Origin of the sequence: Pseudomonas sp. YY-1 (genome assembly GCF_002843095.1) — a bacterium.
Classification (GTDB): Bacteria; Pseudomonadota; Gammaproteobacteria; order Pseudomonadales; family Pseudomonadaceae; genus Aquipseudomonas; species Aquipseudomonas sediminis_A.
Map to the genome: position 1 here is coordinate 347454 of NZ_PJLX01000003.1, position 20915 is coordinate 368368.

A 20915-nucleotide genomic window follows, 5' to 3' on the forward strand; every position below is an offset into this window, starting at 1 on the left:
GAGTGTTATCTGCTCAGGCAGAGCGCGGAAAGCATCGAATATCGCCAGGCCTGATGCCTTTTTGGCAGCGCTAGCCAAGAGCCCCGAACTGACTGGCCTCGTGCCGCTCGCGACGCAAAATCTCGTCGGTGAGAATTCTGGCGAAGGCATCCACGGCAGCCGGAATGTAGCGGCCGCTGCTCATGTACAAGCCCAGGTCGCAGAAAATACCGCCGCTGTCGGTGAGCGGAAGCATCTTCAGTTCACCGGCGGCCACCTGCGCCTCGATGCCGAACGCGGTTTGAAACGCCACGCCCCTGCCGCGCACTACCATCTGCTTGGCCAGTTCAAGCGATGCGGTTTCCAGGCGGGTCCTGCCGGAAAAATGGGCGGATTTGAGCAGTGGCGCGAGTCGTTGCCGCGTCGAGATTTCCGGCTTGCTGAGGATCAGGTCGTAGTCGGCGCAGGCGCCAAAACTGACCTGGCTTTTATCGGCCAACGGGTGATTGGGCGGCACGATCGCCGCCAGCCGGAAATGCCCCAGGGCCAATTGCTGGAGCTGCTCGTGTTTAGGCAACGCGAAAGCCAGACCCAGGTCCGCCGCCCCGGAGATGATCGCCTGCGGAATGCCTTGCGAGCCGGAAACGGTGACACCGACAGACACCCGTGGATAACGCGCGTGCATGTGTTCGAGCACGGTGGGTAACAGGTCCACAGCCAGGGTCTCGGCAACGATCAATTCGACATGCCCTGCCCGGATTCCTTCCATGGCTTCGAGTTCCGAGCGCAGCCGTTCTACGTCGTGGAGCACCACACCGATATGGCGTGCGAACAACTCGCCGGCGGGGGTGAGTTTCAGTCCGGAGCTCAGCCGGTCGAATAGCGGCGCACCGATGTCGTCCTCCAGTTTGAGGATCTGCCGATTGACCGCCGACGAAGCCACGTTCAGGCGCCGGGCCGCTTCGCGGATCGAGCCGCAGTGCTGAACCATGTCGAAGTAGCTGACCGACACCGAATGAAACCGTAACCGCCGAACCATGGTTTTACCTGACTTCCTCACTTCGAAATGTTGCCCAACGCGGATTCTTTTCGCGCCAGGAAAGTGCATCGAGCTGCCGCTGCGCACCATGCCAGAGCGAAAAACACGCCCGCCAACTGCTGAAAAAATTCGTCTAAAAACTGTCCAGGCAGTCAACTACGAGGCATTGCGAGCATTTTTCTGATCGCCTCTTCGCGTTGGCACAAGACGTGCTTTAGCGATGCCGAGACTGGTATACCAGATTGTATTTCTGAAAAGCCAGCAATGTGATCAACCGTAATGAGGATCGGCGATGTCCGCTCAATGGAAGCCCCTGATAGAACACAAAGGTTACCTCCGCCATTTCTGGCACCCGGTGTGTACCTTGAGCGAGTTCGAGAAAGCCAACGCATCCGGGCATGGCCCGATGTCGGTGAAGCTGCTGGGAGAGAACCTGGTGTTGGCCCGTCTGGACGGGCAGATGATGGCCGCCGATGACCGCTGCGTGCACCGCTCGGCGCGCCTGTCGCTGGGGAGCGTGTGCAAGCACCAGGGCAAAGACACCCTGCAGTGCCCCTACCACGGCTGGCGCTATAACGACGCCGGCGAATGCACGCTGGTGCCGGCCTGCCCCGACCGCCCTATTCCGCCGCGCGCAAAAATCGCCAAATACGACTGCGCCATTCGCTACGGCATCGTCTGGGTGCGCCTGGACAATTCGTTCGACTGCACCGAAATCCCTTACCTGGGCGATTGGGACAGCGAAGGCATGAAAGTCGTGGTGGCGGAGTCGTATGTGTGGGAAACCTCGGCCGAGCGCCGCTGGGAAAACTTCACCGACTTCTCCCATTTCGCCTTCGTTCACCCCGGCACTCTGTACGACCCCTTCTTCGCCAGTCACCCCACGGTAAACGTCGATCGCAGCCACGGTGAACTGCGCTTTCAGCTGGCGCCGCCCAAAGAGATGTACGAAACGCTGCCGGAAGAAGCGCCCATGGGCGACTTCACCTACCGCTGCTCGATGCCGTACTCGGTGAACCTGGAAATCAAACTGTGGAAGGACGATTCCAAATTCATCCTCTGGACCACCGCCAGCCCGGTGGACGACAGAACTTGCCGCAACTTCATGGTCATCGTGCGTACCGAAGACCAGCAGCCCGACCACGTGCACCTGGCTTTCCAGAAACGCGTGCTGGAAGAAGACCGCCCGGTGATCCAGTCCCAATGGCCTATCGAGCTCGATAGCGCCGAACTGTCGGTAGGCACCGACAAGATCTCCATCCAGTACCGCAAATGGCACCGCGAACTGTCGCAAGCGGCGCTGGGCGGCAAGGACGAATTCAAAGCGGCCCTCCTCAGCGAAGTGCTCGAGGAGCGTTAAGGCCTACACCCATGGGCCAAGCGCCCTTTCGAAGCTACGTTTTTGCAGGAGCAGTACATGAAAAAGATGTTCAAGTTGGGCTGTGCCGGGTTGGGTATCCAGGCGTCGTCGCGTGAGAACCCGGTGTCACTGACCGAGTTGCCGATTCTCGAGCAATTCAAACTGGTCAAGGAAGCCGAGGTCTGGGACTTCATCGATCGCATTCCCAACAACCGCCAGGAGCTGGACGAGTACATCAAGGGCAGCCAACTTTACGACCTGCCGGTGCTGTCGGGGAGCGGCCTGTACACCCTGGGCCTGGATGATCACCTGATCAAAGAGAACATCGACCTGACCGTCGAGGTCGGCGGCAAGTACCACAATTTCATGATCTGGGCTAAGCACAAGGACCGCCACTACGTGACCAACGAAGAGGTCGCCGAGTGTTACCTGGAGTCGTACGAGTACGCGGAAAAAGCCGGGGTGATCATCACCTTCGAAAACCATGTGGACATGTGGTCCGAAGACTATCGCCGGGTCTCGCAAGTAGCCGATCTGGTGGAAGCCCGCGGCGCGAAGTTCAACGTGGCCATTGACTACAGCCACTGCATTTTCAAGATTGAAAACGAAGTGGAGCACGCCGTCTCGCAGATGCGTGGCGACAACGATGCCATCGCCAAACTTGACCCGTTCAACGACGACAGTTACGCGGACGAATGGCTGAACCGCAACCTGGTGCACTGGGCCCAGATGCGCCCGGCCGCGCCTAACGGCCCGCTGAACTGGTGGGGCTTTGAAACCGGCCCTTGGGATGCCAAAGGTATCGACCGTCCAGGGCGCTCCATTCAGTACCCGTTCCGGCGTCCTGCCGAAGGCGAATGGCATACCGACATGTGGCATGCGCACAAGCTGGCGTGCACCAAGGAAGTCACCCGCAAAGTCATCGATGCCTACCTGCAAAACCCCGCTACCAACCTGTCGCTGATGACCATCGACAACATCAACCTAAACGCCTACGGCCTGGGCTGGATGTACAACATGTTTGCCGACAGCTGTGCCTACGCGCAGTTCGTCCGCGAGTTGTACGCCGAGCGCGCGGCTGTGCACGAGGCGCGCAGCGCCAAGTCGGCGGCTGAATTCGTTGCTCAGTACCGGGCGTAATACCTCCTCTGCGCTTGGCGTCGTCACGGCGCCGCCAAGCCTTGTACGGGCCACCGTTATGTTAAAAGAAAACAGCTTTGTCTACGACGACTGGCATCCGGTTGGTGCGCTGGCCGAGGCCGTCGTTGGCAAGCCATGCCATACCCGGATTCTGGGTCAGGCCATCTGCTACACCCGCACCCCCGACGGGCTGATCGCGCACCTTGCCGACAGTTCTCAGCCGCTGAAAACCTTGATCGTCTACGGCTTGCTCTGGGTGTCGTTGTCCGCGCAACCACGCCGAATTCTGGCCATTCCCGAGTTCGAAGAAACGGACCGCCGCGTCGTCAGCGCCGGCTCGATCCGCGTTGCCACCTCTGGGCTGCGGGTGGTGGAAAACTTCCTCGACATGGCTCACTTCCCGTTCGTGCACACCGATATTCTCGGCGCCGAACCGCTCACCGAAGTGGCCGCCTATGACGTCGAGATCGACGAACAGGCTGATGAGGTGCTGGCAGTCAATTGCCGCTTTCCGCAGCCCAAGGGTTCGGCGGCGGCCAGCGAACCGGTGGAGATGCAGTACGTGTACCGCATCGCCCGCCCCTTTATCGCCATCCTCTACAAGACTTGCGTCATCGACGCCAATCGCCTGGATGTGCTCGGCCTGTACGTGCAGCCCGTGGATGAGGAGAGCTGCATCGCCCACGCGATCATGTGCTACCTCGACGACATCAACACCGACAAGCAGCTGCGCGACTTCCAGCAACGCATCTTTGGCCAGGACATCATGATTTTGCTCAATCAGGTGCCCAAGGGCCTGCCGCTGGATCCCCGGCACGAAACGCCCGTGCGCGCGGATGCACTGTCCAGTGCCTACCGCCGCTGGATCAAAGCACGCAACGTCACGTTCGGCACCGCTCGCTGAGCCGTATTAGCAGGTAATCAGATATGGGTTCGTTACATCAGGAATGGCATGTGATCGCCAGCTCCGAAGACCTTCCGTTTCGCCACGTGTACCAAACGCGCTTGCTCGGTCAGGAGCTGGCGGTCTGGCGTGACGACAACGGTGTTGTAAATGTGTGGGAAAACCGCTGCCCGCACCGCGGTGTACGCCTGAGCCTTGGGGTGAACATCGGCAACCAGCTGAAGTGCCAATACCATGGCTGGAAATATGAAAGCGGCTCGGGCCATTGTGCCTTTGTGCCCGCTCACCGCACGGCAAAACCCAGCGCCGCCTGTGTGCGCACCTTCCCCTGCGCCGAGGTGGACGGCCTGGTGTTCGCCCAGCTCGAAGCCCCGGTTGGCAACGCCAAACCCGGGAGACAGCGTCCGCTCGGTGCCGCGCTGTCCACCAATTTGCGCAGCCATCCAGTGGCAATGAACGCCAAGGCCGTCGTCGAGGCCATCCAGCAGGCCGCCCCCTCGTTCGCGCCGCTGCTGGGAGATCAGGCCGACCGCGTGCAAACGCTGGTAAGCGGCCTGAGCATTGACCTGAGCTGCGCCGGGCTGCTCGACAGCGTGCGGATTTTTGTCCAGCCGGAATCGGACTCCAAGGCCGTGGTGCATGCCCGCCTTTACGCCGCTGCTGCCCTGCCCCTGCAACGCAAAATCGTCTTTACCCAACTGCTCGACGAGCTGTTTGCCCGCGTACTGCAAAGCCCCACGCCAGCGCCGACCGCGCGGCTTATCGCCTCGGACGCGGTGCCTCTGAAGACTCCCAACCCACCCGCCGCCGATAAGCCGGGCGAGCCGTTCTCGTGCACCGTCATCGCGCGCCAAAACGAAACCCCGGACATCGCTTCGTTCTGGCTGAAACCGGATGACGGGCGGCTGTTGGCGCTGGAACCGGGTATGCACGTGAGCCTGACCACGCCCTCTGGCCACCTACGCCAGTACTCGATCGTCAACACGCCTGACGAGCAGGATGTACTGGTGATCGGCGTCAAACACGAGCCGCAATCACGCGGCGGCTCGCGCAGCATGCACGTGGATGTTCAGGTAGGCACCCAGGTGCAGCTGACGCTGCCACGCAATCAGTTCCAGCTGCAGCCGCCGGGCCGTCACGCCCTGCTGATCGCCGGTGGCATCGGGGTCACCCCGATTCTGGCCATGGGCCTGCATCTGCAACGCGCCAAGCGCCCGTACAGTTTTCATTACCTGGCGCGCAGTGAGGAACATGTGGCCTTTACCCAGCGGCTTGCCGCGCTCGGTAAACAAGCGGCGACCTACCTGGGCCTCGATATCGAAGGCACGCAGCAGACATTGCGTGAATTGCTCCAGGACCGGGAACCGGCACGGCATGACGTCTATGTCTGCGGGCCGCAGCCGATGATTGATCTGGTCGTCGAGCTGGCACGCGAAGCTGGCTTTGCCAGCGAGCAGATTCACTTCGAGTACTTTGCGCTGGCCCCCAGCAGCAAGCCGCCGGCTGCCGAGTCGGGCAGTTACCAAGTGACCATCAAGTCCAGCGGCAAAGCCTTCACCGTCAGCCCCGGGCAGACCCTGCTGCAAGCCTGCCTCGATCACGGGGTAGCCATCGATTACTCCTGCGAGCAAGGGGTATGCGGCGCCTGCATGACCAAGGTGGTCAGCGGCGAACTGCAGCACGGCGATGTTTATCTTTCGGCCAAAGAAAAAGACAGCGGCACGTTGATCATGCCGTGTGTATCGGGTTGCCGCTCTGAAACGCTGATTCTGGATATCTAATGGGTGTCTGATGTTGAAACTTTACGATTACGAGTTATCCGGAAACTGCTTCAAGGTGCGTTTGCTGCTATCGATTCTGGGCGTGCAATACGAAACCGAAGTGGTCGAGTTCCACCCGGGGCGTGAACATAAGCGCCCTGCATTTCTGCGCATCAATCCTATGGGTCAATTACCAGTTTTGCAGAATGGCGAAAAGATCATTCGCGACTCCCAGGCCATTCTGGTTTATCTGGCATCAATATTTGATCCGAGTCGCAAATGGTATCCGCTGGATCAACCGGAGGTGTTGGGTGATATCCAGGTGTGGCTGGCATTTGCCGATAGTCTGACCGGATCACTTTCTGCCGCACGTTTACATGAGTTGTTCATGTATGACTTCGACGCCGACGCCTGTCGCGCGCGTGCTCAAACATTATTGGAGGTGATGGATAAACATCTGTGGATCAATCGCCAACAGGATTTCAAGTTTCTCTGTCCACTGGCGCACGCGACTATTGCCGATATTGCCTGCTTTCCCTATGTGGCCATGGCCGATGAAGCCGGGCTTTCGTTGCAGGATTATCCCTCGGTGCGTCTCTGGCTGGATGAAGTCAGACGTATTCCAGGCTTTACCGTAATGGCCGGCATATTCCCGGCCGGCAAACCCTGATTACTCTTATCGTCAGAACATCAAAAGACGTGGCTACTTGCCCCGCACTATAACCATAACAGCGGTTCTGACAGCACGTTGCCCTACCACTCTGCCTTGTTACACCACTTAGTAATCAACAGGAGTTTTGCAGATGGTCATATATACCCCGCCTTCAGTGGCCAAAAACATTCCGGTTATCGATCTGGCGGACAGCTTTTCCCACGATATCGAGAAGCGCAAGGCAGTAGCCTGGGAAATTCATAAGGCGGCACGGCAGACCGGTTTCTTTTATATTAAAAACCATGGCGTACCGGTAGAACTGCAGAAAGCGCAGTTTGATGTAGCCAAGGAATATTTCAAAACGCCGCTGCACGAAAAAATGTTGGTCAACTCGAAAAACTCCAGTTGCCTGCGAGGGTATGAACCGATTGCGGCGCAAATTCTCGATGAAGGTTCGCCGCCCGATCTGAAAGAAGGGTTTCTGCTGGGTCGCGAGTTGGACGACGCACATCCGCACGTTATTCGCAAAACACCCTATCACGGCCCGAACCAATGGCCAGCGGGCAACCCCCGTTTCCGCCAGCAGACCGAAGACTATATGCGCTACATGGATCTGCTCGGTCGCAAGATCGTCCGCTTGCTTGCCCTGTCGCTGCAGTTGCCCGAAGACTTTTTCGACCAGGGCCTCAAAGAGCCGATGATCATTACCCGCATGCTGCACTACCCCAGCCAGCCGGCCGATGCCCGTGAAAACCAGATTGGCGCCGGTGCCCATACCGACTGGGGCCTGATTACCTTGCTGCTGCAGGATGAAGTCGGCGGTCTCGAGGTGCGCAATGCCGACGGTGAGTGGCTGAAAGCGCCGTTTATCGAGAACACCTTTGTGGTGAACCTCGGCGATATGGTGCCGGTGCTCACCAATGGCCTCTATCACTCGACCATGCACCGCGTGTTCAACTCCAAAAAAGACACCCCGCGCTACTCGGTGCCAACTTTTTTCGACCTGGATTACTACTACGAAGCCTCGGTGGTGCCCACGCTGCGCAAGGCCGATGAGGTCTATCCGGCGCCCATCACTGTCGGCGGTCATATCGCGGCTATGTTCGACAAGACCTTCGGGGTCAAGAAAGCCACGGCATAACGCGCCGACAGCGGAAAAGGCCACTAGCGAGTGGCCTTTTTCATGCCTCGCTTTTGGCAAGGCTGAACCGGGCGGATAACCGCCCGGTGTTGTTTTAGAAGTACACCTTCACAATCAGACTGGTCACATTCTGATCGGTGTCGAATGCGCGGGTGTCTTTGATCGCGTATTTGTTTGTCCAGTTGTTGTACTCGACCCCGGCGTAGAAGCGCTTGGGCTCATAACCAAAGTGCTTGCCCAGGTCATATTTGATCTGCGGGTTGAACAGCAGATTACTGTGATACGTGCCTTTATTATTGACCACCCAGTCCATATAACCATCGATCACCACGTCGGAGCGGCCGATCGGAATGGTATACGACCAGACCGGCGTGATTTGCCATTGCCCACTAGGTGCTACACCGCCGTCTGGTTTGCGGTAGTAGAAGTTAAGCTGGAAATAATCGAAACCCGGTAGATCGAGATCAAAGCCCGGGCCGAGCAAATAGTTAACCTGATCGTGCGTTCCATGCTTTTCGTTTTTATCCCATTCAAAACTCGACGCAATCAATACGTCCTTGACGGGACCGAACGACAGTTTGCTATCAAACACTTTGCCCAACGAAAGTCGCGGCGCCAATTCACTGTAAATGGAATGGTGTCCATCATTGTAAGTACCACCGCCTGGGTACCAATTGTTGTCCATAAATAAATACACATCGCCCCACGACCAGTCGCTGGCATGTTCGAAGGTAATGGTTTGTACGGTGCGTGCATCCACCTTGAACTCTTTGCCGTATTGATAAGTGAGACTTTCGCTGTGCCAATTCATATCGGCATGCGATACCGATGGCAAACACGAAAACCCCAAAAAGCTTGCTGCAAAAACAGTGGACTTATTGTTAACTTTCATCTTATCCCCCATATATAAAGCTGATCGAATAGTCAGCATTTACATATAGCAAGTAATGGGCCAATAAATGCACGAATTGCGCAGACTTTGCAGGAGTTTACAAGCTCTTGAAATGCATTTTTGCTGCTATTGGGGGCGGTTTTTGGTGTGGTGAAGTAATTTAGTGCGTGTTTTTTTGTATTATTAAATGCACTTACCAAGGTAACTATCAGCGCAAAAAAAAGCGACCTATAAGGTCGCTCTAGTGTATTACCTGCCCCCTGGTAGCTATCAAGACAGGTAGCGTTTCACTTAATTATCACCAAACAATCAGAGATATCAGTTGGAGTGTTGACCAATACCCTCGCCAGTCGCGGCGTCGTTCTGCGGTTTTCTCAAACCGATACCGTTGAAAAAGATATTCAAGGTGATCGCGACAATTGCCGTGAGCAGAATCGGGCTTTCCAGGATCGGCCCCAACGAGGAAGGCAACTTGCTGAAAAAGTGCGGCGAGACCACGGGCAACATGCCCACCGCCAGGCTTATGGCGACGATATAAAGATTGCCGACATTCTTGAAATCCACCCGGCCGAGCACCTTCATGCCACTGGCCGTAACCATGCCGAACATTACGATGCCGGCACCGCCCAGCACATAGGGCGGAATCGACGCCACGAAGTAGGCCACCTTGGGAAACAGACCCAGCACAATCAGAATCGCCCCGGCCAACGCGCACACCCAGGGGCTGCGCACGCCCGTGATGCTGACCAGACCGATATTTTGCGCATACGAGGTGTACGGGAAGGTATTGAAGATGCCACCCACCGCCGTGCCGAGGGCATCGGCACGAAAGCCACGAACCAGGGTGCGTTCATCCATGGGCTTGTCGACGATCTCGCCCAAGGCCATGAACATGCCTGTCGACTCGATAAAGGTCACCAGCATCACGATGCACATGGCCGCCATGGGCCACAAATGGAACGTCGGCATACCGAAATGGAACGGCAGGATCACACCGAACACCGGGGCGTCCTCGATGCCGTCCAGGCTGACCAAACCTGCGCCAGCCGACAGGGCAAAACCGAATATCAGGCCCAGCAACACCGAGATGTTGTTGAGGAAACCCTTGGTGAAACGAACGATCAGCAAGATGCACAGCAGTACCGCACAGGCGATTGCCAGGTACAGCGGGCGGCCGAATTCGGCGTTGCCAAAACCACCGGCGGACCATGCCGCGGCAACTGACATCAGCGACAGCCCCACCGCGACAATCTCGGTACCTGTGACCACCGGCGGAAAGAATCGCAGCAGCTTGCCCACTAGAGGTGCCATGGCCAGGCCGAACAAGCCGGCAGCGATGGTGGCCCCAAAAATAGCCGACAAACCAGCGCTGGGATCGGAGCCGATGGCGATCATTGGGCCGATGGCCGTGAAGGTCACGCCCATCATCACCGGCATGCGGATACCGACCGGCCCGATACCGATGGCCTGGATGATGGTCACGATCCCGCAGGCGAAAAGGTCGGCATTGATCAGAAAGGCGATGTCGGTCTTGGACAGACCCAGCGCCGCGCCAAGCACCAGGGGAATGGCCACTGCCCCGGCATACATCACCATCACATGCTGGCACGCCAGCAGAAGCATGCGCAGGTATTGCGCCTTGTTTGGAGCCGAGATTGTCTTCATAAAACCCTGCACTGGTGGCTGGGACGGAGCAGTCCGCGCTTCCTGCGAACGTCGGCGGGGTGCCCCCGCCTCGCGGCCTGATCCGTCATCACAAAGGTCGTTGGTCGAATCCTGAAATATGACCAGTTTTCATTACTGGAGTACCAATATTGAGCAACTGGTATACCAGAGCGATGACAAAAAGCATTCTCCATGCCAGATCGACAATTTGTCTTATTGGTCAGGTTACTCGCGGTGAATTTTCTGAAAAGGCGTGACCCACCACGGGGAATATGCCCCACATACGATCGCCAGACCGCTACCCATCCCCAAGATGGTGCTCAGTGAAGGCGGATAAAGGCCTGTGGTAGGCTTCGCGGCTGCGAACGTCTATTGATAGCTGGTGCCATGCTCACCCAGAAAATTGTCTCTGCCATATCGGATGCGATCTACCACCGGCGCTTGCCGCCAGGCACAAAGCTAAATGAGCGGGATATTGCGGAGTTGTTCGATGTAAGCCGGACGGTGGTCCGGCAGGCGCTGATCCGGCTTTCGCAGGATCGCCTGGTGGAGGTGTCACCCAAACGCTCGTCATCCGTGGCCTGCCCGACCTTCGACGATGCGTACCAGCTCTACCAGATGCTCCTGGTACTGGAGAGCGGTGTGATTGACCAATTGACCAAGTCGATCACCCAGAACGAGCTGGAGATATTGCGTGCCCACACCCTCAAGGAGCAGGCCGCGCACCAAGCCCACGACCATGATCTGGGCGACAAACTGGGCCGTGAGTTTCACTCGCTGCTGATCTCGTTCCTGAAGAACGACATTCTCAACAACATCCACAACCAGCTGCGCCGGCAGGAAGCGCTGATCAACGCGCTATACCGCTCGGGCTTCGATTACTGCCAGCTGCGTGACGAGCACACCCGCCTGGTGGATTGCTTCGAGCGCCGCGACGCGGCGTCTGCCAAGAACCTGCTGGCCTCGCACTACAACCTGGTGATCAAGGGTTACAAGTTCAACACGGCGGTGCCGCCGGATATCGACCTTAAAGCGGTGCTGGGTCTGTAACCCGACGCGGGAGAAGCCTTAACTGCCTCTCCCGCCCGCGCTGCCTACAGCTTGAACCCGCCCATCTGCCGCGCCAGGTCGTCGGCCAGGCCGCTCAAGGTGCGGCACTCCTGACGACAATCATTCACCTCCCCCGCGGTAGCACGCGCCAGATCGGAAATGCCTTGTACGTTGCGGTTGATCTCCTCGGTCACCGCCGACTGTTCCTCGGTAGCGGCCGCCACCTGATGGTTCATGTCGCTGATGCGGTTCACCTGCTCGGTGATCGCCTCAAGTGAACGTCCCGTGCGCTGGCTGGAGGCAACCCCTGTCCCGGTAGCCGCCTGCCCCTTGTGCATCGAAGCCACAGCGTTTTCCGCGCCCTGCTTAAGGCCGGCGATCATGCTCTGAATCTCGTCGGTGGACAGCTGCGTACGACGCGCCAATGTGCGTACTTCATCCGCCACCACTGCAAAGCCGCGGCCCATTTCGCCGGCCCGCGCCGCTTCAATCGCTGCGTTCAGGGCGAGCAGATTAGTCTGTTCGGAGACGCCACGGATCACTGCCAGCACTTGGTCGATGGAGGCCACTTGCCGGGCCAGCTCGCCCACCGCGCCCGAAGCCGTGCCGATATCGTCAGACATGCTTTCAATATGGGAAATGGAGCCGCGCACCACCTCTCGGGCCTGCAACGCCTCCTCCCGAGCGCCATGCGACGCAGAAGCCGCACTGCCGGCGTTGCGCGCAATCTCCTGCACCGTCAGCCCCATTTCATGAACTGCAGTGGCCACCATCTCAGTCATTTCCTGTTGGCGGTCGGCACGCGTGGCGGTGTTGTCCACCACCTTCGCCACTTGGCCAACCGTGGAGCGCAGCCGCTCGCTGGTATTCAGCACGTCCGCGATCATCTCGCGCTGGCTGAGCAAAAAGCGGTTGAAGCCACGGGCCAGATCCCCCAACTCATCAGCACGGCTGTCATCCAGGCGATGGGTAAGGTCACCGCCGCCGCTGCCAATTGCCACCAAGGCACGGGTAACCTGCTGGATAGGCTTGACCAGGCTCTGCGCCAACCAAACCACCAATGCCAGACACACCAGCGCCACACCCGCACCGATCAGGCTGGTCAACCACAGCGCCTGGTGCGCTTGCGCATAGATTTGTGCTTCCGGCACCTCAGCAACTAACGTCCAATTCAAATCGCGCAATGGCAAGCTGATCGCCAGATAGGGCTCGCCCTCGCGCTCGAAAGCCGCCGATGACAGCGCAGACTTGCCCAGTACGGCCCGTGCTGCCGGTGCGCCAATCTGCTCGGCGAGTTGGCGATCACCGTTCAAATCGGTTTGCGGATGGATCTGAATCAGGCCGTCGTTGCGCACCAGGTACACCTTGCCGCGCTCGCCGAAACTGAAGTTTTTGATCAGAGTTGAGAGCTCGTCCATGCGCAAACCGAGGCCGGCAACGCCCAGCAACTGACCAGCTTTTTCCACGCGCAGATCGATAAACAGCGTGAGGGCGCCGGTATTGCCGTCGGTACCAATTTCGACGACGCGGCGCTGCGCACTGTCGAGGAAACGGTAATACCAGGCGTCTTGGGCGTTAGCGCGGCTCAGCGTGCGCTCCAGCCCCTTTTCACTGTAATGGCGACTGGTTGCCGAAGAAATCACGAAAGCCGTGGCGGCCTTGTGCTGCTCCAACACTCCACTCAGGTAGCTGACAAAGCGTGGTAGATCGGCACCATTTTCGCTCTCCGCCAACCAGTCGCGCACCATTGTGTTGCTGGCAATATCGTCCGCTGCCGTCAGCGGTTGCATCAGAATTCGCTCAGGTTTTCGATAATTCCAAGCGTCCGCTTCTGGCCGTTAGCAGCAGCTCTTGAAGCGACGCAGTCAACCGCAATCAGACAATGTTTGGATTGCTATGACGAGGCGCCATCAGCTCGTTGCTTGAGTTTCAGGCAGATGTTTTCCTCTCCCGCCTCAACTGACAGTTCATCACCCAGCCCCCATCCGAGCTGCTCAAGTAGCTCGGATGGAAGCTCAACGATGACGTCTCCGCTGCCATCCCCAGGGTCTTGGCATACAACTCGCCAGCTCTCAGATGTAGTAGTCATAGATTCGCCCTCACGCAGTAGGCACAGTATGGCAGCTTCATCTCGGGCAGATCCGCTTCGTACGGTGGGGCAGCATTTGGCCGTTCTCGTCCTGTTGCTCACGGCAGCTTTGAGTCAATTTCTGCTCTTCACTGAAGCTCATCGCCTTTCCGTCAGTTGATCCTGCGCCCACCAACACGGACAATCCTGTACAAAAATACAGTGATCGCTACCATGTCTGCGCTACTACCGCCCGAGCTCTACTACCTCAGCAATTTTCGCACGGCACTCGCCTGGGTAGGTGAACGCTATGCCGACCTGCTTTCAGATGAAGAGCGCGCCTTTCTCGACACCTTCAACACCCTTGCCTGGCCATCCCAGGCCTTGCTGGTGCGCATGGTCATGCGCAAGGGCTGTCATTTTCGCCTGAGCAAGCTCGTCTATCCGGAAATCGGCGACTGCTTGACGGCAGCCGGTCCACTGCTTGAACAGGGCTGGGTCACCGAGCAGGCGCTGCTGACAGTTGATGAGATTGCCGAGCTGCTGCGCAAGGACGAGCTGCTGGCCCATCTGCCAGTCACCGACCGCCGCGCCTCACAGAAAAAGGCCGAGCTGCTCGAACAACTGCGCAGCACGGAGTTACCTGCCCAGCCCTTCAGGGACTGGTGCCCTAGGCTGGATGATCAGTTGCTGAGCCTGATGGTGGGTGATCTGTGTGACCGTCTGCGCCTGATGTTCTTCGGCAATCTGGCCCAGGACTGGTCCGAGTTCGTGCTGGCGGATCTGGGCATCTACCGCTACGAATCGGTGGACATAGGCCCGCAGTCACGCGGCTTTCAGTGTCGCCAGGATCTGGAGGATTACCTGCACCTGCGCCAGTTGCGCGTCAGCGTTGAGCAAGGAGCAGACCTGGTGGATATAGTTCCGCCGTTGCTGGCGTTCAGTTCAAGCAACCCTTATCTGTGCAGCCGCCAATCGCGCCTGCTGTTTCAGATCGCTCAGCAACTGGAGAAGAGCTGCGAGTTGGAGCAGGCCCTGGCGCTCTATCAGCACAGCGCCCATGGCGAAGCCCGCTGGCGGCAGATTCGCGTGCTGGAACAACTGGGGCGCGACAGCGAAGCCCATGATAAGGCCCTGGCCTTTAGCCAAGCCCCAGGCAGTGATGAGGAAAGTCAGCGCCTGGAACGGGCCCTCACCCGCCTGCGCCGCAAGCTCGGCCTGCCGATGGTGAAAAAGCCCAAGGCAGTGGGCGAACCCCGTATCGACCTGGTATTGCCGATGCCGGCACATGGCTGCGTGGAAATCGCCGTGCGTGATCATCTGCATCAGGATGATGCTCCGGTGCATTACGTGGAAAACACCCTGCTCTGCAGCCTGTTCGGTTTGCTGTGCTGGGAGGCGATCTTCGCGCCGCTGCCGGGGGCGTTTTTTCACCCGTTTCACAGCGGCCCGGTGGACCTGCACAGCCCGGACTTTTATGCCCGTCGCCAACACCTGTTCGAGCGCTGTCTGCAGCAGCTGGAAAAGCCCGGCTATGAGCATTTGATCAAGGCTAGGTATCAGGAGAAGTTCGGCCTGCAGTCGCCCTTCGTGTTCTGGGGCATGCTCGATGAGGCGCGCTTGGAACTGGCCCTGCAGTGCATTCCCGCCGCCCATCTGCACGCCTGCTTTACCCGCCTGCTGCGTGACCTGAAAGCCAACCGCGCCGGCATGCCGGATCTGATCCAGTTTTACCCGCAGGAACGGCGCTACCGGATGATTGAGGTCAAAGGCCCCGGTGACCGTCTACAGGACAACCAGAAACGCTGGCTCAGTTTCGCAGCTCAGAACGGCATTGCTGTTGAAGTGTGCTACGTGAGCTGGGCCGAGGTATGAGTTACCGAGTTGCGGTGCGGGCACTGTGCGAGTTCACCGCCAAGGAGGGGGACCTGGATCTGCGCTTCACCCCTTCCCCCACCGCGCAGGAAGGCATGGCCGGGCATCAGACAGTGGTTGATCGGCGGGGAGACGGCTATATCGCCGAGTTGCCCCTGAGTGGCAGCTACCCGGGCCTGCTGGTCAGCGGCCGAGCCGACGGCTACGACCCGCAGGAACGCCGCCTGGAGGAGATCAAAACCCACCGCGGTGATATCAGCCGCATCCCCGCCAATCACCGGTTGCTGCACTGGGCACAGGTCAAGGTCTATGGCTGGTTGCTCTGCCAGCAGCTTGAGCTGGAAGAGTTGGAGCTGGCTGTGGTGTATTTCGACGTCATGAGTCACGCCGAGCACGCCTTCAGCGACCACTTCACAGCCGCTGAACTGGAAGACTTCTTCAATCAGCAGTGCCAACAGTTTCTGCGCTGGGCCGAACAGGAGGAGGCGCACCGCATCAAGCGTGACGCGCACCTGCAGAGCATCAGCTTTCCCTACCCAACCTTTCGCCATGGCCAACGCCAACTGGCCGAAGCTGTCTACCGCAGCGCCCGCGATGGCCATACGCTGATGGCCCAGGCCACCACCGGCATTGGCAAAACCCTGGGCACCCTGTTCCCGCAGCTCAAGGCCATGCCCGGGCAGCAACTGGATCGCCTGTTCTTTCTCACTGCTAAAACCCCAGGGCGGCGCCTGGCTCTGGATGCCCTGCACAGCCTGCGTGAAGCCGATCAACAGATTCCACTGCGGGTGCTGGAGCATGTGGCCCGCGACAAAGCCTGCGAGCATCCGGATAAAAGCTGCCACGGCCAATCCTGCCCCCTTGCCAAAGGCTTCTATGACCGCCTGCCGGCGGCCCGTCTGGCAGCGCTGGAACAGGCCTGGTTGCCGCAGGCCCAGGTGCGACGCATCGCCCTGGAACATCAGATCTGTCCCTACTACCTGAGCCAGGAACTGTGCCGCTGGGCCGATGTGGTGGTGGGTGACTACAACTACTACTTCGACATCAACGCCCTGCTCTATGGCCTGACCCTGCTCAACGAATGGCGTATCGCAGTGCTCGTGGACGAGGCGCACAACCTGGTCGACCGGGCGCGTAGCATGTACACCGCCGAGCTCAATCAGGGGCTGTTTCATGCCCTGTGCAACACAGCGCCGAGTAGCATTCGCAGCGCCTTGCAACGGGTGGGGCGGCACTGGGAGCAGCTCAATCGGGTGCAGGAGCAGGACTACCAGATCTACCCCAGCGTGCCGGATCTGTTTGTCGCCGCGCTGCAGAAAGCCGTTACAGCAATTACCGATCACCTCAGCGAACAGCCAGATGGTAATGAGCGCAGCCTGCTGCAGTTCTACCTGGATGCCATGCTGTTCTGCCGCTTAAGCGAGGTGTACGGGCCACACTCGCTGTTCGATATCACCCGTCAGCAGGACAACATGCTCAGCCTGGATACCACCCTGTGCCTGCGCAATGTGGTGCCGGCGCCCTTCCTAGCCGACCGATTCAGTGATGCGCACACCACCACGCTGTTCTCGGCCACCCTGCGCCCGGCCAACTATTACCGCGACCTGCTGGGTTTGCCGGAAGAAGCCCAATGGATCGACGTAGCCTCGCCCTTTACCGCTGAGCAACTGAGCGTACGGGTGCTGCGCAACCTCTCCACCCGCTACCAGCACCGCGACTCCAGCCTGGCACCGATCTGCCGCTTGATGGCCGAGCAATACCGCCGCGAGCCCGGCAACTACCTGGCGTTTTTCAGCAGCTATGCGTATCTGCAACAGGTGCAGGACCTGTTCACATCGCTGCACCCGGACATTCCCACCAGCGTGCAGACCCGCAGCATGAGCGAAGGTGAACGCCAGACCTTTCTCGACAATTTCACCCTGCATTCCGAGGGCATCGGCTTTGCCGTGCTAGGCGGGGCATTTGGCGAGGGGATCGACCTGCCGGGCAAGCGCCTGATCGGCGCCTTTATCGCCACCCTGGGCCTGCCCCAGGTCAACGAGGTCAATGAAGAAGTCAAAGCGCGCATGCAGCAGATGTTCGGCGAGGCCAACGGATACGACTATGCCTACCTCTACCCAGGCCTGCAGAAAGTGGTGCAGGCCGCAGGCCGGGTGATCCGCACGGTCGATGACCAAGGCGTGGTGTATTTGCTGGATGATCGCTTCGGCCAGGCCAAGATCAGGGACTTGCTACCCACATGGTGGAAGGTCGACACCTACCGCCTGTGAGCCCTGGCGACCTGCGCGAGATCAAATCGATCAGACTGCACGGCCACCGTAGGCCAGGCGTGCCAACCCGACCATCACCAGCCCTGTGGCCAGCACGGTCAAATATTCACTCATCGAACTCAGCATGATCATCATGGTGAACGCTCCTCGGTTGTGATGTGTCGACCATAGGCCGGATCGCCAGGTGAGGCGACACGTAAACTTTTCGCCTGTAAAGAATTCGGGCATATCCAGCGCTGTCCCGACAGACGCTGCTTGTTAGATCCAAGCCTCACAGATTACTGTATATAAATACAGCAATCTGGTTAACCGTCATGAGCAATGCCCAGATCCTCTACGAAGTAAGGCCAACCGATACTCTCCTGGCGTATTTTGACGTCCACATCCCTGCGGGCTTCCCAAGTCCTGCGCTGGATCACATGGAGCACAAGCTCTCTCTGGATGAGTTGCTGGACATCAATGCGCCACACACATACGTGCTTAAGGTCAGTGGAGAAAGCATGATCGGAGCCGGGATATTTGATGGCGACTACCTCGTTGTCAGCCGTGCCCGGGAGTCCAAACCTCGCGACATTGTCGCGGCTTACCTAAACGGGGAGATATTCGTCAAACGCTTGGGAAAAAGTCATGGCAGCTATGTTCTGCAGTCCGAACATCCGGACTACCCACCCCGCTACGTCCAGGAAGACGACGAGTTGAGGATCTGGGGCGTCGTGACCCATAGCCTTCGAGATCACCGCGCCCATGCCTGAGCCTGTATTTGCTTTGATCGACTGCAACAGCTTCTACGCAAGCTGTGAGCGTGTGTTTAGGCCTGACTTGCAGCGCACACCCATCGTGGTGCTCAGCAACAACGACGGCTGCGTGATTGCCCGCTCTGCTGATGCCAAGCCTTTCGTAAAAATGGGCGCCCTCTTCCATGAGATCAGAGGCGACCTCAAGCGCCATGGCATCGTGGCTTTCAGCAGCAACTATGCCCTCTATGGTGATATGAGCGAGCGCGTCATGAGCATCATCGAGGCGCGTCTGCCTGCAGTGGAGGTGTACAGCATCGATGAAGCCTTTGCCGAGCTCAGTGGCATGCCGGAACCACTGGAGCCATTAGCTCGCTCACTGCAATACGAGGTCAAGCTGAAGACCGGTATTCCAGTTGGTATTGGCATCGCCCACACAAAAACCTTGAGCAAGCTGGCTAACCATGCGGCCAAGCGCTGGCAAAAACAAACCGGTGGCGTGGTCGACCTACGTGCCCCTGTGCGCCGCGACAAGCTGCTTAAGGTCATGCCCGTAGAGGAGGTCTGGGGCGTTGGCAGACGCATGCAGGTTCACCTCAATGCCCTGGGCATCAAAACCGCCTGGGATCTGGCGACTCATGACGCGTGGGAACTGCGCAAGCGCTTCAACGTGGTCATCGAGAAAACGGCGCGCGAACTACGTGGCACTGCCTGCTTGGCGCTGGAAGAGGCGGCACCGGCAAAGCAGGAAATCTGCTGCAGCCGCTCTTTTGGCAAGCGCTTAAAGGCCATCGAACCGATTCAGGAAGCCGTGACCGCTTACGCCACCCGAGCTGCTGAAAAACTGCGCATGCAGGGCTCTCTATGCCGGCAGATTCGCGTCAGCCTGCGCACCGGTATGTTCAACCCGAGTGAGGCCAAATACGCCAACGGCCTGCTTTGCCAACTGCCCTACCCGACCGACGATACTCGCCTGATTATTGCTGCTGCTCGTGAAGGTATCAGCCGGCTATACCGGGATGGATTCAGCTATGCGAAAGCACAGGTACTGCTCTTGGATCTGTGCGGTCGGGATGAATACACGCCTGACCTATTTGCCCCTGAACAGCCCGTGAAGACCGAGCAACTGATGAGTACGCTGGATGCCATTAACGGACGCTGGGGGCGTGGAACGCTGCAACCGGGGCGCCTCACCAAAACAGCCGAATGGAGCATGCGACGGGAGTTGCTCTCTCCCGCCTATACCACCCGCTGGGGGGACCTACTGAAGGTCGACGCCCGGTGAGCTCGACAATCAGCAATCAATACGCAAGGCCTTCGAACGAGATCGAGCGTATGCAGCATGTGTTGTTCGAACTCTCGATAAGTCTGCTTCGCACGCAGGCTTGACCTGGACAGCCTCAGCGCGGCCAAATCGTTTATCGCCGTATCGTGCAATAGAGTCCGTCGCTTGATGACCCATCACATAAGCAATTTCGACCCGCGACAGGCCCGATGCCTTGAGGTTTGATCCAAACTGGTGGCGCAACGTATACATACTCGGCACTTTTCTACGAGGAAAGGTCTCAAGAGCCGCGCGACGGATCGCTATGCGGATTGAGTCCAAGCTCCTGCCCTGAGAATGGAAAGCCTCAAGAGCATTGCTCACCAGCCTGCAGAAATCCTCACTGGCTTCAAGCACTCGGTCAGCACCACGCAAACCGCCATGGCTGTGTTTCGCACCAGGAATCACTATGCGATTGCCATTGACGCTGATGCCACCGAGCTCACAAGGGCGCGCGCCAGTCATACTGATCAACAAAAGGGCCCCCGCCTCAACCACCTGCTCCTTCGCTAACAGCTCCTTGACCCAGCACCCAAACTCTTCATCAGAAATTCTCTGCCGCCGAGCCTGCTTGCGTTTGCGAGGCAAGCCCAAAACGGTAACAGGGTTGAGTGTCCGATTGATTTCCTGGGCAATCCAGAAGTGATTCCGGAGCTTCTGATCCAGCGCGAGTGCATTGCGCAATCGCCTGAAATAGTCGGGCCGATATTCAGGCGCAGCCCGCAATAAAGCACCAATGATATTCAGCTCATTTAGCTCACTGACCGGGATGCCAGGCAGGCGCGTGTCGTAGAAGTGGCTGGCTAGTGAGCGGTAAGCATTTTGGGTCTCTGTGTTCATGCTGATTCTTCTTTTTATGTGTACGAACGATCTCGCACATAACCAGCATGCTTAATGAGCAAAAGCTATCGCAATAGGGAAATCAATTATTTTTGCATAACAAAGATCGAGTGAACGTCAAGGCAGACAGTGTTGTCCTGCGTGGACATAGGTTCGTTGATTGAAGACGATACCGGATAACCCTCGGGGGGCTGCTATCGGCCGATTCTGTTGAAAAAGTAG

The 20915-nt window shown here is 58.4% G+C and carries 17 protein-coding genes; 11 read left to right on the plus strand and 6 right to left on the minus strand.

Translation table 11 applies throughout. The annotated features are described in order from the left end of the window. Window positions 1–70: 70 nt before the first annotated feature. Window positions 71–1018 carry a LysR family transcriptional regulator gene (locus CXP40_RS06760; protein WP_026088706.1) on the minus strand — a complete coding sequence of 316 codons (948 nt, stop codon included), beginning with the start codon at window positions 1016–1018 and terminating at the stop codon, window positions 71–73. Between the two features lie 292 nt (window positions 1019–1310). Between CXP40_RS06760 and CXP40_RS06765 the strand changes: the two genes are divergently transcribed. The 6 genes from CXP40_RS06765 to CXP40_RS06790 all read left to right on the plus strand — a co-directional run bounded on the left by CXP40_RS06765 (window position 1311) and on the right by CXP40_RS06790 (window position 7975). Further along, window positions 1311–2378: an aromatic ring-hydroxylating dioxygenase subunit alpha gene (locus CXP40_RS06765; RefSeq protein WP_017678253.1), complete on the plus strand. Its 1068-nt coding sequence runs from the start codon at window positions 1311–1313 to the stop codon at window positions 2376–2378. 57 nt (window positions 2379–2435) lie between these two features. Beyond that, window positions 2436–3518: a TIM barrel protein gene (locus CXP40_RS06770; RefSeq protein ID WP_017678252.1), complete on the plus strand. Its 1083-nt coding sequence runs from the start codon at window positions 2436–2438 to the stop codon at window positions 3516–3518. Between the two features lie 58 nt (window positions 3519–3576). Next, window positions 3577–4422, plus strand: coding sequence for an aromatic ring-hydroxylating dioxygenase subunit alpha (locus tag CXP40_RS06775; RefSeq protein ID WP_017678251.1), 846 nt, complete (start codon window positions 3577–3579; stop codon window positions 4420–4422). A gap of 23 nt (window positions 4423–4445) precedes the next feature. Continuing rightward, the gene (locus tag CXP40_RS06780) at window positions 4446–6203 is read left to right on the plus strand and encodes a Rieske 2Fe-2S domain-containing protein (protein WP_033377565.1); all 1758 of its coding nucleotides are present in this window, start codon (window positions 4446–4448) and stop codon (window positions 6201–6203) included. Between the two features lie 10 nt (window positions 6204–6213). Further along, window positions 6214–6852: a glutathione S-transferase family protein gene (locus tag CXP40_RS06785; RefSeq protein WP_017678249.1), complete on the plus strand. Its 639-nt coding sequence runs from the start codon at window positions 6214–6216 to the stop codon at window positions 6850–6852. A 133-nt stretch (window positions 6853–6985) separates the two neighbouring features. Next, on the plus strand, window positions 6986–7975 hold the full coding sequence (locus tag CXP40_RS06790; protein ID WP_017678248.1) for an isopenicillin N synthase family oxygenase: 990 nt from the start codon (window positions 6986–6988) through the stop codon (window positions 7973–7975). Between the two features lie 94 nt (window positions 7976–8069). Here CXP40_RS06790 and CXP40_RS06795 read toward each other — a convergent pair whose 3' ends face one another. Together CXP40_RS06795 and CXP40_RS06800 are read right to left on the minus strand one after the other, a co-directional pair. Then, a complete protein-coding gene (locus tag CXP40_RS06795; RefSeq protein ID WP_048330399.1) occupies window positions 8070–8867 on the minus strand; it encodes an outer membrane protein OmpK in 798 nt (265 codons plus the stop codon). 318 nt (window positions 8868–9185) lie between these two features. Continuing rightward, window positions 9186–10532, minus strand: a complete 1347-nt coding sequence (locus CXP40_RS06800) for a nucleobase:cation symporter-2 family protein (protein ID WP_092377148.1) — start codon at window positions 10530–10532, stop codon at window positions 9186–9188. Window positions 10533–10919: 387 nt separating this feature from the next. Here CXP40_RS06800 and CXP40_RS06805 point away from each other — a divergent pair, with 387 nt between their 5' ends. Continuing rightward, complete coding sequence (locus tag CXP40_RS06805) at window positions 10920–11582, plus strand: GntR family transcriptional regulator (RefSeq protein ID WP_026088704.1); 663 nt, start codon at window positions 10920–10922, stop codon at window positions 11580–11582. Between the two features lie 44 nt (window positions 11583–11626). On the opposite strand, the gene CXP40_RS06810 is transcribed toward CXP40_RS06805, so the two are convergent. Together CXP40_RS06810 and CXP40_RS23940 are read right to left on the minus strand one after the other, a co-directional pair. Beyond that, the gene (locus CXP40_RS06810) at window positions 11627–13372 is read right to left on the minus strand and encodes a methyl-accepting chemotaxis protein (protein ID WP_017678244.1); all 1746 of its coding nucleotides are present in this window, start codon (window positions 13370–13372) and stop codon (window positions 11627–11629) included. A 104-nt stretch (window positions 13373–13476) separates the two neighbouring features. Beyond that, complete coding sequence (locus CXP40_RS23940) at window positions 13477–13671, minus strand: AbrB/MazE/SpoVT family DNA-binding domain-containing protein (protein ID WP_017940154.1); 195 nt, start codon at window positions 13669–13671, stop codon at window positions 13477–13479. A gap of 213 nt (window positions 13672–13884) precedes the next feature. Here CXP40_RS23940 and CXP40_RS06820 point away from each other — a divergent pair, with 213 nt between their 5' ends. From CXP40_RS06820 to umuC, 4 genes are all read left to right on the plus strand, one after another. Then, the gene (locus CXP40_RS06820) at window positions 13885–15525 is read left to right on the plus strand and encodes a VRR-NUC domain-containing protein (RefSeq protein ID WP_106733151.1); all 1641 of its coding nucleotides are present in this window, start codon (window positions 13885–13887) and stop codon (window positions 15523–15525) included. Then, a complete protein-coding gene (locus tag CXP40_RS06825) occupies window positions 15522–17795 on the plus strand; it encodes an ATP-dependent DNA helicase (RefSeq protein WP_106733152.1) in 2274 nt (757 codons plus the stop codon). The genes CXP40_RS06820 and CXP40_RS06825 overlap by 4 nt, the downstream gene beginning before the upstream one ends. A 314-nt stretch (window positions 17796–18109) precedes the next feature. Next, a complete protein-coding gene (locus tag CXP40_RS06830) occupies window positions 18110–18547 on the plus strand; it encodes a LexA family transcriptional regulator (protein ID WP_157831681.1) in 438 nt (145 codons plus the stop codon). Beyond that, window positions 18540–19814, plus strand: a complete 1275-nt coding sequence (gene umuC / locus CXP40_RS06835; RefSeq protein ID WP_106733153.1) for a translesion error-prone DNA polymerase V subunit UmuC — start codon at window positions 18540–18542, stop codon at window positions 19812–19814. Before CXP40_RS06830 ends, umuC begins: the two co-directional genes overlap by 8 nt. 9 nt (window positions 19815–19823) lie before the next feature. Here umuC and CXP40_RS06840 read toward each other — a convergent pair whose 3' ends face one another. Continuing rightward, a complete protein-coding gene (locus CXP40_RS06840; protein ID WP_106733154.1) occupies window positions 19824–20693 on the minus strand; it encodes a site-specific integrase in 870 nt (289 codons plus the stop codon). Window positions 20694–20915: the final 222 nt, after the last annotated feature.

What these genes read in the sequence shown, in the direction of transcription:
- CXP40_RS06780 (WP_033377565.1), top strand. Translation starts at nt 4,446, where the DNA reads ATGGGTTCGTTACATCAGGAATGGCATGTGATCGCCAGCTCCGAAGAC.
- CXP40_RS06775 (WP_017678251.1), top strand. Translation starts at nt 3,577, where the DNA reads ATGTTAAAAGAAAACAGCTTTGTCTACGACGACTGGCATCCGGTTGGT.
- CXP40_RS06785 (WP_017678249.1), top strand. Translation starts at nt 6,214, where the DNA reads ATGTTGAAACTTTACGATTACGAGTTATCCGGAAACTGCTTCAAGGTG.
- CXP40_RS06840 (WP_106733154.1), bottom strand. Translation starts at nt 20,693, where the DNA reads ATGAACACAGAGACCCAAAATGCTTACCGCTCACTAGCCAGCCACTTC.
- CXP40_RS06820 (WP_106733151.1), top strand. Translation starts at nt 13,885, where the DNA reads ATGTCTGCGCTACTACCGCCCGAGCTCTACTACCTCAGCAATTTTCGC.
- CXP40_RS06800 (WP_092377148.1), bottom strand. Translation starts at nt 10,532, where the DNA reads ATGAAGACAATCTCGGCTCCAAACAAGGCGCAATACCTGCGCATGCTT.
- CXP40_RS06825 (WP_106733152.1), top strand. Translation starts at nt 15,522, where the DNA reads ATGAGTTACCGAGTTGCGGTGCGGGCACTGTGCGAGTTCACCGCCAAG.
- CXP40_RS06790 (WP_017678248.1), top strand. Translation starts at nt 6,986, where the DNA reads ATGGTCATATATACCCCGCCTTCAGTGGCCAAAAACATTCCGGTTATC.
- umuC (WP_106733153.1), top strand. Translation starts at nt 18,540, where the DNA reads ATGCCTGAGCCTGTATTTGCTTTGATCGACTGCAACAGCTTCTACGCA.
- CXP40_RS06765 (WP_017678253.1), top strand. Translation starts at nt 1,311, where the DNA reads ATGTCCGCTCAATGGAAGCCCCTGATAGAACACAAAGGTTACCTCCGC.
- CXP40_RS06830 (WP_157831681.1), top strand. Translation starts at nt 18,110, where the DNA reads ATGAGCAATGCCCAGATCCTCTACGAAGTAAGGCCAACCGATACTCTC.
- CXP40_RS06770 (WP_017678252.1), top strand. Translation starts at nt 2,436, where the DNA reads ATGAAAAAGATGTTCAAGTTGGGCTGTGCCGGGTTGGGTATCCAGGCG.
- CXP40_RS06795 (WP_048330399.1), bottom strand. Translation starts at nt 8,867, where the DNA reads ATGAAAGTTAACAATAAGTCCACTGTTTTTGCAGCAAGCTTTTTGGGG.
- CXP40_RS06805 (WP_026088704.1), top strand. Translation starts at nt 10,920, where the DNA reads ATGCTCACCCAGAAAATTGTCTCTGCCATATCGGATGCGATCTACCAC.
- CXP40_RS06810 (WP_017678244.1), bottom strand. Translation starts at nt 13,372, where the DNA reads ATGCAACCGCTGACGGCAGCGGACGATATTGCCAGCAACACAATGGTG.
- CXP40_RS23940 (WP_017940154.1), bottom strand. Translation starts at nt 13,671, where the DNA reads ATGACTACTACATCTGAGAGCTGGCGAGTTGTATGCCAAGACCCTGGG.
- CXP40_RS06760 (WP_026088706.1), bottom strand. Translation starts at nt 1,018, where the DNA reads ATGGTTCGGCGGTTACGGTTTCATTCGGTGTCGGTCAGCTACTTCGAC.